The organism is Campylobacter sp. LMG 7929 (assembly GCF_024723595.1).
Lineage (GTDB): Bacteria > Campylobacterota > Campylobacteria > Campylobacterales > Campylobacteraceae > Campylobacter_D.
In genome coordinates this window covers 80,807-93,883 of record NZ_JANQCY010000001.1, presented here as the reverse complement: position 1 = coordinate 93,883, position 13,077 = coordinate 80,807, and the positions used below count along the sequence as shown (strand labels likewise).

The 13,077-nt window shown below is 28.0% G+C and carries 15 protein-coding genes and 1 pseudogene; 8 read left to right on the top strand and 8 right to left on the bottom strand.

What is annotated here, in order from left to right; translation table 11 throughout:
* Positions 1–8: 8 nt before the first annotated feature.
* From CAMP5118_RS00500 to CAMP5118_RS00475, 6 genes are all read left to right on the top strand, one after another.
* The gene (locus CAMP5118_RS00500) at positions 9–1,949 is read left to right on the top strand and encodes a ribonuclease R family protein (RefSeq protein ID WP_337216332.1); all 1,941 of its coding nucleotides are present in this window, start codon (positions 9–11) and stop codon (positions 1,947–1,949) included.
* A complete protein-coding gene (holA, locus tag CAMP5118_RS00495; RefSeq protein WP_337216331.1) occupies positions 1,942–2,907 on the top strand; it encodes a DNA polymerase III subunit delta in 966 nt (321 codons plus the stop codon). The genes CAMP5118_RS00500 and holA overlap by 8 nt, the downstream gene beginning before the upstream one ends.
* Positions 2,908–2,998: 91 nt before the next feature.
* Entirely contained in the window at positions 2,999–3,373 is a 375-nt protein-coding gene (gene rpsF, locus CAMP5118_RS00490) for a 30S ribosomal protein S6 (protein ID WP_263663175.1), read from the top strand.
* Between the two features lie 3 nt (positions 3,374–3,376).
* Positions 3,377–3,904 carry a single-stranded DNA-binding protein gene (locus CAMP5118_RS00485; protein ID WP_263663174.1) on the top strand — a complete coding sequence of 176 codons (528 nt, stop codon included), beginning with the start codon at positions 3,377–3,379 and terminating at the stop codon, positions 3,902–3,904.
* 10 nt (positions 3,905–3,914) lie between these two features.
* The gene (rpsR, locus tag CAMP5118_RS00480; RefSeq protein ID WP_039618521.1) at positions 3,915–4,175 is read left to right on the top strand and encodes a 30S ribosomal protein S18; all 261 of its coding nucleotides are present in this window, start codon (positions 3,915–3,917) and stop codon (positions 4,173–4,175) included.
* A gap of 51 nt (positions 4,176–4,226) precedes the next feature.
* Positions 4,227–4,868: a MarC family protein gene (locus tag CAMP5118_RS00475; protein ID WP_337214474.1), complete on the top strand. Its 642-nt coding sequence runs from the start codon at positions 4,227–4,229 to the stop codon at positions 4,866–4,868.
* Here CAMP5118_RS00475 and CAMP5118_RS00470 read toward each other — a convergent pair.
* The 5 genes from CAMP5118_RS00470 to fliW form a co-directional block, all read right to left on the bottom strand.
* Entirely contained in the window at positions 4,850–5,272 is a 423-nt protein-coding gene (locus CAMP5118_RS00470) for a hypothetical protein (RefSeq protein ID WP_263678705.1), read from the bottom strand. The genes CAMP5118_RS00475 and CAMP5118_RS00470 overlap by 19 nt on opposite strands.
* Positions 5,273–5,343: 71 nt before the next feature.
* Positions 5,344–5,997, bottom strand: a complete 654-nt coding sequence (locus CAMP5118_RS00465) for a prepilin-type N-terminal cleavage/methylation domain-containing protein (RefSeq protein ID WP_337216330.1) — start codon at positions 5,995–5,997, stop codon at positions 5,344–5,346.
* Complete coding sequence (locus tag CAMP5118_RS00460; RefSeq protein WP_039618527.1) at positions 5,981–6,277, bottom strand: hypothetical protein; 297 nt, start codon at positions 6,275–6,277, stop codon at positions 5,981–5,983. Before CAMP5118_RS00460 ends, CAMP5118_RS00465 begins: the two co-directional genes overlap by 17 nt.
* Positions 6,274–7,002, bottom strand: a complete 729-nt coding sequence (locus CAMP5118_RS00455) for a pyrroline-5-carboxylate reductase (protein WP_337216329.1) — start codon at positions 7,000–7,002, stop codon at positions 6,274–6,276. The genes CAMP5118_RS00460 and CAMP5118_RS00455 overlap by 4 nt, the downstream gene beginning before the upstream one ends.
* On the bottom strand, positions 7,002–7,397 hold the full coding sequence (gene fliW, locus CAMP5118_RS00450) for a flagellar assembly protein FliW (RefSeq protein ID WP_263663168.1): 396 nt from the start codon (positions 7,395–7,397) through the stop codon (positions 7,002–7,004). Before fliW ends, CAMP5118_RS00455 begins: the two co-directional genes overlap by 1 nt.
* Positions 7,398–7,573: 176 nt before the next feature.
* On the opposite strand from fliW, the gene bamD reads away from it, so the two are divergent.
* On the top strand, positions 7,574–8,230 hold the full coding sequence (bamD, locus tag CAMP5118_RS00445) for an outer membrane protein assembly factor BamD (protein WP_263663167.1): 657 nt from the start codon (positions 7,574–7,576) through the stop codon (positions 8,228–8,230).
* A complete protein-coding gene (gene lon / locus CAMP5118_RS00440; protein WP_337216328.1) occupies positions 8,230–10,608 on the top strand; it encodes an endopeptidase La in 2,379 nt (792 codons plus the stop codon). The genes bamD and lon overlap by 1 nt, the downstream gene beginning before the upstream one ends.
* Positions 10,609–10,623: 15 nt before the next feature.
* On the opposite strand, the pseudogene CAMP5118_RS08050 reads toward lon, so the two are convergent.
* The 3 genes and pseudogenes from CAMP5118_RS08050 to CAMP5118_RS00425 all read right to left on the bottom strand — a co-directional run.
* Positions 10,624–11,325: pseudogene (locus tag CAMP5118_RS08050) on the bottom strand (methyl-accepting chemotaxis protein); the annotation flags it as partial.
* A gap of 682 nt (positions 11,326–12,007) precedes the next feature.
* Positions 12,008–12,499 (bottom strand): PAS domain-containing protein, encoded by a 492-nt coding sequence (locus CAMP5118_RS00430; protein WP_337216326.1) that lies wholly within the window; start codon positions 12,497–12,499, stop codon positions 12,008–12,010.
* 79 nt (positions 12,500–12,578) lie between these two features.
* Positions 12,579–13,070, bottom strand: coding sequence for a PAS domain-containing protein (locus CAMP5118_RS00425; RefSeq protein WP_337216325.1), 492 nt, complete (start codon positions 13,068–13,070; stop codon positions 12,579–12,581).
* Between the last annotated feature and the right edge of the window lie 7 nt (positions 13,071–13,077).

Sequence of the window (13,077 nt, the reverse complement as noted above, 5' to 3'; positions counted from 1 at the left end):
AGAGTCTTATGAAAGAATTATTTAATCAACTAAGTTATGGTCTAAATGCTAATGAAATTACCAATAAAAATAAGCAAATCATTAGAGAATTATTAACTTGTGATATCATTAAATTTTATAAAAACAAATACTATTTAAAAGATGGCTTTACTTTTGGTAAAATTGATATTTCTGTTAATGGAACGGGATTTTTAGAAAGTTTTGATCCTGCTTTTAAGCGTGATTTGCTCATAGAAAATAAAAATTTAAAAGGAGCAAATTATGCTGATATAGTTGTGGTAAAATTACTCCCTCTTAAAAAAAAGCGTCCAAGTGCTAAAGTTATTTTAATACTTAAAAGAGCCCACGAAACTTCTTTGGTTATGACTAAAAAATACGGCGAAGCAGTTCTTGGAGTAAATATTCAAACAGGACTTACATGTGCCTTAAAAGCCTCTCAAAAATCCTTAAAAGCTCTGCCTTTAGGAACTATTTTAAAAATAGAAAATCATGATAATAATATCACTGAAGTGATAGGGCATATTGATGATGATTTTGTGGATGAAAAAATTTCCTTAGCACTTTTTAATAAAAATGCAATTTTTGATAATTTATGTGAAAATGAAGCAAAAGCTTATGGAGATAAAGTTGATGCAAGTATGTATCCATCAAGAAAAGATCTTAGAAATTTAAATTTTTGCACCATTGATCCAATTGATGCAAAAGATTTTGATGATGCAATTTATTATGATAAAAATGAACATGCCATTTATGTAGCCATAGCTGATGTAAGCGCTTATGTGCATGCTTATAGCGCCATTGATAAAGAAGCAAGATCAAGGGGTTTTTCGATTTATTTTCCTCATATTGCTATACCTATGTTGCCAAGAGCTTTGAGTGAAAATATTTGCTCACTAAAACCTAATGAAGATAGGTTAGCATTTTGTTTTAAAATAAGCTTAGATCAAAACAATGAAGTGATTAAAGAAGAGCTTTTCGAGGCTATTATTAACTCAAAGCGCCGTTTTGATTATGATGAAGTTGATGAGTATTTACAAACGCAAGAAGATTTAGGTGCAATTAATTGGCTTTATGAAGTTTTTAAAATCACTCAAAATTTACGCAAAAAACGATTAAAAAATGCTTGTGAGTTTAAAACCCAAGAGCTAAGAATGACTTTAGATGAAAATAATAAACTCATAAAAACACGCCTTGAAAATGACACGGCCTCGCATAATTTAATCGAAGATTGTATGCTTTTAGCTAATAAAGCTGCAGCAAAACTCATTGATATAGGAGTTTTTAGAAATCACTTAAGTCCTGATTATAAAAAAATAGATCAATTACTAGTTGATCTTTCAACGCTTAGTATAGATATTAATCCTAAAAATAATGTCATAGAATTATTTAAAGACATTCAAGTCTTAGCAAATGAGCTAAATATAAGAGAAGAAGTAGATAAGCTCATCATCAAAGCACAAAAAAAGGCAGAATATTCTAGTGAAAATGCGGGACATTTTGGCTTAGGTTTTGATAAATATACCCATTTTACAAGTCCTATTAGAAGGTATTCTGATCTTATTTTACATAGACTTTTAAAAGCTAAAATTAACAATGATGAAAAAATGTTTAATTATTTACTTTTAAATATACAAAGTACTTGTGAAGAATTAAGCTTACTAGAAAGAGAGGCGGATAAAGTTGCTTGGCATTTCATGGATAGAAAATTTGCAAGATGGGCAAAGGAAAATATAGGAAAAAGATTTAAAGCTTTGGTAGTAGAAAATCAAAGTTCATTGCAAGTAAAATTAAATGATGAAATTAAAGGAGCTTTGATTACCATCATAGGTTCAAGGGCAAATTTATTAGAAAATGTAGAAGTAGAAATCACTGAAGTAGATATTGTTAGTGCTAAAATTTTTGGCAAAATCACCAAGCATTTTAGTTTAGAAAGAAAGCAAAATGTATAAAAATCAACTCCAAAGCTTACTTAATAGCAATAGTTTTCCTAATTTTTTCTTACTTTATGGAGCGGATAATTTCCAAATAGAGCTTTATGCTAAATTTATTAAAGACAAATACTCTTTTGATGAGAGTTTAAGATTTTATTTTGAAGAATATGATTTTAAGCAAGCCCATGATTATTTATCTAGTGCTTCTTTATTTAGCGAGAGAAAACTGCTAGAAATCAAAACTCAAAAGAAAATCCCAAGCAAAGAACTCAAACAACTTTTACAGCTTTGTCAAAATTCGCAAGATAATTATTTTTTACTTGAAATTTATGATGAAAGCTCCAAACAAAGCGAAGCAGAGAAAATTTTTGCTAATAATTTTTGTAGATTTTATAAGGTAAATTCAGCTAAAGAAGGTATGGAGTTGCTAGCTTTAAAAGCTAAAGAATTAAATATTAACATCACTCAAAATGCCCTCTATGCTCTTTTTTATAATTTTAATGAGAATTTATATTTAGCAGCTAATGAGTTAAATAAATTTAGTGGTTTAAATATCGATGAAAAAATTATTCAAGAGCATTGTTATAGCTTAAGCACTATTAGCTTTGAAAGTTTTTTTGATAAATTAATGCAAAAACAAGATTTAAGAAATGAACTTGAAAATATTTTAGAAAATTATAATGAAATAGCACTGATTAACGCCTTATATGCAAATTTTTCTAGACTTTTTAAAATTGCATTACATGTTAAAATTTATGGAAATTTAGACTTAAAAGAAATTTTAGGCTATGCCCCGCCTATTTCTGTGACACAAAATCTTCAAAAACAAGCTCTTGTGATCAAAATATCACAATATAAACATATCTTTTTAACACTTTGTAATTGCGAATATGAATTAAAAAAGAATTCTAAAATAGAAAAAAAAGAGTTTTTAATCGCAACACTTTTACAACTTAGCTCCATATTAAAAAGTTAAATTAAGAAAACTTATGGTAAAATAAAATTTGCATTTTATGCAAAATCCTTGCCTAAAAATTTTAGGCTTTATATCCATAAGGAGAAATTAAATGAGACATTATGAAGTTTTATTCATATTAAAACCGACACTTACAGAAGAAGAAGTAAGTGCTAAGTTGGAATTCGTAAAAGAAGTCCTTACAAAAAATGGCGCAGAAATTGAAAGCGTAGTTCCAATGGGAACAAGAAAACTTGCGTATAAAATTAAAAAATACGAAAGAGGAACTTATTTTGTGATTTATTTCAAAGCTCCTACAAATTTAATAGCAGAGCTTGAAAGGGTATTAAGAATCACTGAAGAAGTAATTAGATTTTTAATCGTAAAATATGAAAATAAAAAAGAAATTGCAGCTTGGGAAAAACTAAGCAAAGGTATCAAACAAAATAAAAAAGAAATCAAAGCTAGTGAAAATACAGAAGGCTAATTAATGTTTAATAAAGTCGTTTTAGTAGGTAATCTTACAAGGGATATAGAGATGCGCTATGCTCCATCAGGTAGCGCGATAGGCTCTTCTGCTATAGCTGTAACAAGAAGATTTAGTACAAATACAGGAGAAAAAAGAGAAGAAACCTGCTTTATCGACATTAGTTTTTTTGGTAGAACAGCAGAGATTGCTAATCAATACCTTAACAAAGGTAGTAAAGTTTTAATTGAAGGTCGTTTGAGATTTGAGCAGTGGAGCGATCAAAATGGACAAAATAGATCAAAACACAGCATTCAAGTTGAGAATTTAGAAATGCTAGGTTCAACTGTACAAAATAACCAACAAAACAATTTTGACAATCAAAATTATGGCTATAATCAAAATTTTAACCAACAACAAAGTTTTGACCCTTATGCTCAAGTACAAACTAGAACAAACCCATCTAATACTTATCAAAATCCTCAAAAGGAAGCTCCTATGAAGGAAATTGATATTGATAAATATGATGATGATACAGAATTACCATTTTAAAGGAAAAAACATGGCAGAAAAAAGAAAATATTCACGTAAATATTGCAAATATACAGAAGCTAAAGTTGATTTTATAGACTATAAAGATACAGCATTGCTAAAACATGCTTTATCAGAAAGATTTAAAATCATGCCACGCCGTTTAACAGGTACTAGCAAAAAACACCAAGAAATGGTTGAAGTTGCTATTAAACGTGCAAGACATGTAGCACTTATCCCTTATATCGTAGATAGAAAAGAAGTTGTTACTAATCCTTTTGAGGGACTATAATTATTAAATCAATCCCAAGCTTAAAAGCTTGGGAAAATAAAAGGTTGTCTTATGTTTTCAGATATAGAATCTGAAATTTATGCTATTTTACTTGCTTCTGTTGCTATTATAGCAGTCTTAAATCCTTTTGGAAATCTTCCACAATTTATCGCAATGACTGAGGGCTTAGATGCTGATACGAGAAAAAAACTTTTTAGAAATATCATTTATACTGCATTTTGTATTGTTTTAGTTTTTTTACTTTCTGGACCGTTTATTATGAAATATTTATTTAAAATAGATATTAATGATTTACGAGTTGCGGGTGGTTTGATTTTAATCATTATGAGTACTAGAAACTTACTTTTTACTCCATCAAGTTCTCAATTTCAACATTATCAAGGATTAAGTCATAAAGAATTATTGAAAAAAAGTATAGTTCCAATGGCATTTCCTATGCTAGTAGGACCTGGAACACTTTCAACGATAGTGGTTATTTCAGAAGATCAAAATTTAGCTATAGCTATAGCTTCTGTACTACTTACCTTTGCTTTTATTTTTGCTTTATTTCACTTTTCAGCTACCATTGAAAAAGTCATAGGAAAGCTTGTACTTTATGTTTTTTCACGTATTGCTTTAGTTTTTATTATGGCTATGGGGGTAAAAATGATAGCTATTGGAGTTCAAACTTACATTCAATCTAATTTAGGATAAACAAAAAAACTTTTTTGTAAAAACACTTCTTCATTTACCGCTTTATTATCATTTAGCAACACACTAATATTTACCGCTATAATGCTTTTTGCATTAGCATCATTTGCTATCAATTTATATCCTTTACACTCACCCAAAGGATAAGCATAATCAATTCGTATTTTTATATTATTATATTCAAAATTATATTCATTTAAACATTCTTTACCCTCTAAATAGGCTTGATATAAAAAATATTTAGAAAGCTCTTTTGTATCATAAAGCAAAATCTTTCCTTGAGTATAAAGAGTTAAATCTTTCATAATTCTTGGAGAATATGAAGAAATTTTTATTATAAATACCATAACAAAAGAGATAAATAAAATAAAAGATATTGTATAAACCATAGCAAACGATTTTTTCATAAAAACATCCACTTAAATAAACATTCATTTTGACTTTTATCGCATATTAAAACTTTTAGCGCCTTATCATCTTACTTGAAAATAAGCTTTGAAATATTTTGAGCTAGTAAAAAAGATCGTTTGTTATGATTTAAATCATCTATTTGCATATAAATATTTTCATTTTCTAAATATACTCTAACATAAGCATATAAAATAGTATAAAATCCACTAAATTTCTCATTATTAAAATGGATTTTCTCTCTATCATTCACTAATGCTTTATAAATTTTTGAATTTTTTATATCATAAAAATACATATAATCATTAGCATATATTTTTAACTTTTTTTCACTATGCATATCTTTATAATTACTTAAAATTCCTTTAGAATTTCCATTTTCTATAAAATGTAAATTGCTTTTTGGACTAAAAAAACTTTCATTGTTTTCTAAAATAATGCCACTAAAGTTTAATTTTTTCAATGATACATCATAAAAAATATCATTATTTGCACTCATATAGCACTCAAAAGAACTACTTGTCAATGTCGCATTTAAACAAGAATGATAAATTTTTTCCATACTAAGCAAAGTTTGATTTAAATTTAAAAATACTGTGTTGGAATTTTTAATTTTGTAACTATAATTATAAAGATGTATAGCCGGATTGCTTAAGATAACAATCAATACACCCAAGATAACAAGGCTTAGCACAAGCTCTAATAAACTAAAAGCTTTTTTCATCTATAAAGGCTTCTTTATAGGATAAATCTTTTATTTTTAAAGATTTGAGTTTAAACTCATCACTAGTGTATTCTAAAAAGTTATAAGTATTTATATTTACTTCTTTTGCTTTATATGAAGGATTTTGCATAAATAATTCTTTTTCTTCATTAAAAAGGATTTGATTTTGCCATATAATATTTAAAGATTTATTTGCAAATATAAGATAATAAGATCCAAAAACAAAAGATAAAATTACAATACAAAAAGCAAGCTCTAGGAGACTAAAAGCTTGCTTCATTTGTTTAAACTTACATTAAAAGCTTCAAAAAAAGCACCGCGCAAAGCTCTTTTTTCTAAAGCCTCAACTCCTCTTATAGTCACTCCTGCTGGAGAACAAATTTTTTCTTTAATAATAGCAGGATGTGTATGATTAAATAAAGCACTAAAGCTTTCAAAACAAGCACGAGTAAGCTCATAACTAAGCTCATTTTTTAGACCATTTTTCACACCTGCATTTGCTAAACTTTCTGCTACCAAAGCCAAAAACGCAGGAGCACAGCCACTTAAAACCATAGCCACATCAAATTCTTTTTCATTTTGCAAACCTATGGTTTTACCAAAAGTATTTAACAAAGATAAAATTTCATCTTTATATAAATCATTTTCCATCAAATACGCAGTCGCTGAGGCTTTAAATTCAGCTGCTGTATTTGGCATGATTTTTATATAATTTTGCGCATTAACACAATGAAGTTGCTCAAAAGTAGTATTTGCTAAAACTGAAATAAGCCATCTTGCCTTGCCTTTTAATTTAACAGCTACTTCTTCTAAAGCATAAGGTTTAAATGCTAAAATAACATTTTTATCTTCTAAATCAAATTCTTCATAAGATAAAACTTCTAAATTTAAGCTACTAGCTTTTTTTAAATCCCTAGCAACAATAACTACTTTATAAGTATCTTTTAAACCTTTAGCTATAGCACTTGCCATAGCGCCATTTCCTAAAATATAAATTTCAGACATTATTTTGCTTGTTTAATAAAAGCTGAAATCTTTTCAGATTGAAAATAATTAGGATATTTGCTTGTATCTAAAATCACTTGTACTAAAGAATTATTATCATAATTCATCACAACAGGCGCTAAAAAATTAACTGTAGATTCTTCTAATGGCTCATTAATAGCGACAATAACAAATACACCAAAATTAGTTTGTTCATTTAAAGCTAATAATTCTTGATAATAATCAGGTACTTCAAAATCATAATCGGGACGGATCATATAAGGATCAATCATCACAAAAGAAAAATCTTTACCATCAAGGCTTTTAAGTCTATAAAAAACCTCATCTATTTTATAAAAGTTCATATTTTTGGTATCTTCAAACCCCAAAATAGGACATTTAACCTCTAAGTTCATTTTGCCTCCTAAAATCTATTGACTAAGAAATTACAACTCATAAAGCAATTTTAGTTCCAACTTTTTAAATTATGCTAATTAAAACTTTTTGATTATAATTTTAATTCAAAAATTAACATTTTCATAAACATAAAAACACTATAATTATAAACTATATAAATTTATAAGGTAACATTATGAAAAAACTTTTTATTTTTTCGCTTATTATTGCAGGTTTATTTTTAGGGGCATGCAGCTCAAAAAAAGCCGAAGATTTGTATAATCTAAGTTCGATGGAATGGTATCAACAAATTATAAAAGATTTACAAGAAAAAAATCTTGAAGCAGCTGATAAACATTATACTTCAATGGCAGCTGAACATATAGCTGATCCATTATTAGAACAGACTTTGCTTATATTGGCTCAAGCTCACATTAGTGAAGAGGAGTATGAAATGGCAAATTTTTATCTTGATGAATACTTAAATAAATTTGGTGATTCACAAAATGTAGCTTATATAAGATATTTAAAAATCAAAGCCAAATTTGATTCTTTTGCTGTTCCAAATCGTAATCAAGCACTAATGTTAAAAACAATAGAAGAAATCAAAGAATACAATCAAAGCTATCCTAATGTGCAATATAATGATTTAATTGACACCATGCTTACTAAATTTAATCTTGCAGTTTTTTATCTTGATACCAGCATAGCAGAGTTATATCATAAAAAAAATAGAGAGCAAAGCTATGAGATTTATAAGCAAAAAATAGAAAATTCCGATTTTAATAAAATCGATATGATTAAACCAGAACTTCCATGGTATAGAAAAATATTTGAAGAAGGTATAATGTAATGAAATTAGAAAACACTCAAAACTATCCAACAAAACTTCCTGTTCTTGTGGAAGATGAGCTTTTTTTATACCCTTTTATGATAACACCAATTTTTTTAAATGATATGCAAAATATCAAAGCCTTAGATACTGCTTTACAAAATGAAAGCATGATTTTTGTAGCACCATCTAAGATTGAAGGTGGACGTGGTTTTGATGAAATTTATGATTGTGGGGTTATTGGAACCATTATGAGAAAAGTTCCATTGCCTGATGGTAGAATTAAAATTTTATTTCAAGGTTATGCCAAAGCTAAGATAGTTGAAAAAATTTCAGATGACCCCTTACTTGCTCTAGTTGATTTAATCCACCAAGAACCATTATGCAGCACAAAAAAAGAAGCAATCATCGAAGTAGTAAGAGAAAAAGCTAAAGCTTTATCTACTGTGAGTCATTATTTTCCACCCGATCTTTTAAGAACCATAGAAGAAGATGTCGAGCCTAGTAGAATTTGTGATTTAATACTAAATTCCATTAAAATCAAAAAACAACAAGCGTATGAATTTTTCATCGAAACTAATTTAGAAACCAAGCTTTTAAATTTAATTGATTATTTAGCTAAAGAAATTGAAGCAAATAAAATTCAAAAAGAAATCAAAAACAAAGTTCATTCTAAAATAGATAAAGTCAATAAAGAATATTTCCTAAAAGAACAGCTCAAGCAAATTCAAAGAGAGCTTGGAAGTGATATACAAAAAGAAAGCGAAGTAGAAGAATATAATAAAAAATTAGAAAAGAAAAAAGCTTTTATGTATGAAGAAGCTTATAAAGAAATCAAAAAACAAATTCAAAAATATGAAAGAATTCATCAAGATAACTCAGAAGCCTCTATGGTGCAAACTTACATAGAAACGGTTTTAGATATACCTTTTGAGCACTCCTCAAAGAAAAAACTAAATTTAAAAGATGTATCTTTGCAACTCAATAGTGATCACTATGCCCTAGAGAAACCAAAAGAACGTATTGAAGAATATTTTGCAGTAAAAGAGCTTTTAGAAAAACGCAAAATTAAAGATAGAGATGGTGCAAAAGTTATCTTGTGTTTAGTTGGACCTCCAGGTGTTGGTAAGACTTCTTTGGCAAATTCAGTCGCAAAAGCATTAAAAAGAGAATTAGTACGCATAGCTTTAGGCGGTTTAGAAGATGTAAATGAATTAAGAGGGCATAGAAGAACCTATATAGGAGCTATGCCAGGACGCATTATACAAGGACTTATAGAAGCTAAACAAAGTAATCCTGTAGTAGTGCTTGATGAGATTGATAAACTAAGTCGCAACCATAGAGGAGATCCAAGTGCAGTTTTGCTTGAAATCTTAGATCCTGAACAAAATACTAAATTTAGAGATTATTACCTAAATTTCAACATTGATTTAAGTAAAATTATTTTCATAGCTACTGCAAATGATGCAAGTTTAATCCCACCTGCTTTAAAAGATAGGATGGAATTTATAGAGCTTAGCTCTTACACTCCTCAAGAAAAATTCCAAATAGCTAAAAACTATCTCATACCTGATGAAATAAAAAAACATGGACTAAAAGAAAAAGAAATTAGTTTTGATGATGAAGCTATAGAATTAATAGTCAGTGAATATACCAGAGAATCAGGTGTAAGAAATTTAAGAAGAAAGATTGCTGAAGTTTGTAGAAAATGTGTTAAAAAACTTCTTTTGGAAGAAAATATTAAAAACATTCATATTAATACTAAAAATTTAAAAGATTTTTTAAACAAAAAAGTCTTTGAAATAGAAAAACATGAAAAAGAAAATAAAATCGGTCAAGTAAATGGACTTGCATGGACTGCGGTGGGTGGAGATGTTTTAAAAATAGAAGCTATTAAAATCAAAGGCAAAGGCGAGTTAACTCTTACAGGAAGTTTGGGTGATGTGATGAAAGAATCAGCAAAAATTGCTCAAAGTCTTATTAAAAATTTAATCGATGAAGAACAAATCAAAACACCAAAAAATCTTTTTTATAAAAAAGATGAAAGTATTTACAATCAATACAATCTTCATATTCATGTTCCAGATGGTGCAACACCAAAAGATGGGCCAAGTGCAGGTATAACAATCACTACAGCTATTGCCTCTATTTTTAGTGACAAAAAAGTAAGATCTGATGTTGCAATGACAGGAGAGATTGACCTAATGGGTAATGTTTTACCAATAGGTGGTTTAAAAGAAAAATTAATTGCTGCTTATAAAGCTGATATTAAAACGGCTATTATTCCACATAAAAACTACGAAAGAGATTTAAAAGATATCCCGGAGGAAGTAGTAAAAAATATGAAAATAATTGGGGTAAAAACTTTAAATGAAGTATTAAAAATAGCTCTTGTGTAAAAAACTAGAAGCTTATTAAGCTTCTAGTTTATCCATAATTAATTTACTATCTTTTTCCAACTCTCTTATGTCACTAATAATTGAATCATAATCTTCTTTTGAAATATTTTCTTTTTTAGCTATTTCTATAGCTTTATTTGCAGAGTGTTGTATTTTTTCGCTCTTAGAATCCATTTCATTTTGAGAGATTAAAGGACAGAAAATACTTTTTGCATCTTCATCTTTACATAGACTAGAGATTGGATCAAGATTTTGTAGATTTTGCTGAGAACCATTAAGAGTTAGATAAACATCTGATTTATATAAAATATGATCTATTTTCATAGCTGATAAAGTTAAATCAGAAGCAAAATTAACAAATTCTTTTCCTAAATGAGAGCTTTTATCCTCTAATTCTCTAAATGCTTCGCTAAAATCAGCGATTTTACTATTAGAAGAATTCGCAATATCAAATACCTTTTCACTATTTTCCTGTATTGAGCCAATTTCTTGATTCATTACTTGAATTGCCAAGGTAATCTCGCCAGTTGCTTTTTGTGTTTTTTCAGCAAGTTGTCTTACCTCATCTGCAACCACAGCAAAACCCCTTCCATGTTCACCCGCACGAGCAGCCTCAATAGCCGCATTTAGCGCAAGAAGATTAGTTTGATCTGCTATATCTCTAATAACTTCTACAATTGCATTAATACTCTGAGCATTAGATGCAAAAGTATCAACAGCTTTTTTACTCTCATCGGCCACTTGCATCATAGAAGAAATCGAATCTTGCAAATTACCCACTTCTAAACCATTCTTTTGAGCAGTATCTGATATTATTTTAATATCACCAAAAACTTCCCTCATCAACTTAATAATACCATTTAAAGCAGAAGATAAGTCATTTAAATTTTTATTTTGACTATTTAAACTCAAATCCATCAATTCTCTTGATAAAGCATTTTTAAAAACAGATTTTCCTGTTTTTTCTATATCATCTAAAGCTTTATTGATAAAGTTAATATTATGAACAAAAATTCCTTTTAAACCTTCAGGAATAGCTCTTCTAAAATACTCACCCTTTTGAGAACAAGCAATAGAAGTATTAATTTCTCTCAAATAAGCTTCTAAACCATCTATAGTATTATTAAGATTATCCGCAATTTCTTTAAGCTTTTTATTGCTACATTTAATGTATACAATTCTTGAATCAAAATTACCATTTTTTAATTCTCTGCTAAGATCTAAGATTTTATCACTAAATTGATCTTCTTTTTTTAAAACAACAAAAGCAAAAGCAAACAATAAAAACAAAGCCAAAGAAAACCCAAAAGAAATAAAATCCATAAAATATATAGAATTTGCACAAGATAAAATACCCAGACCAATACCAACTAATACTATATTTTTCATCAACATCCTTTTATTTTTGAATTTGCATTATTAATTCATTGTAGCTCATCCCATAAGATTTTACTACAGCATTTAGTTCTTCAAGTCCTGCTTTTATACCACCTTCCTTTTCTTTTCTTATAAGAATTTTATAAATTTCCTCTATTGTTTTAACAGCTTCTGCTTTAGGTTTTCTTCTTACTGAATAATAATTTAAAATATTCTCATTAGCATCGCAAGAAGCAGTTACATTTGCAAAAACCCAATAATAATCATTAAATTTTGTTTTATTTTTTACAAAAGCAAAAACTTCTCTTTTCATTTGAATATTATCCCATAAATATTTAAAAACAGTTCTTGGCATATCAGGATGACGCATAATACTATGAGGTTTATATAAAATTTCTTCAATTTTATAATCAGAGTATTTTAAAAAATCCTCATTAGCATAAATAATTTCACCTTTTAAATTAGTTTTTGATGTTATTAAAACATCTGAAGTTAGAACTTTTTCCAAAGACATAGATAATTTCCTTAAATTTAAATTAATCAGACTTATTATACCTTTTTTTAAAAAACATTTTTTAAATATTTTTATAAAATTATTTTTGAAGCTCTAAAATTAGCTGATTATAACTCATACCATAAGAATTAACTATCTTCATAAGTTCATTCACTCCAGCTTTTATACCTCCAGTTTTTTCAGCTTCTATTAAAACCTTATAAACTTGCTCTATAACCGGTATGGCCTCTCTTTTAGGTTTTCTTCTTACCGAATAATAATTTATAATATTTCCTTGATTATCAAATGAAGCTGTAACATTAGTAAAAACCCAATAATAATCATTTTGTTTAGTTTTATTTTTTACAAAGGCAAAAATTTCTTTTCCATCTTGTATATAATCCCACAAACATTTAAAAACCGTTTTTGGCATATCAGGATGACGCACAATATTATGTGGTTTATACAAAATTTCATTCATTTTATAACCAGCATATTTTAAAAAATCATCATTAGCATAAATGATATCTCCTTTTAAATCTGTTTTAGAAGTTATTAATGTATCTGGTTCTAAAATTTTCTCTTGTGACATTTTTACC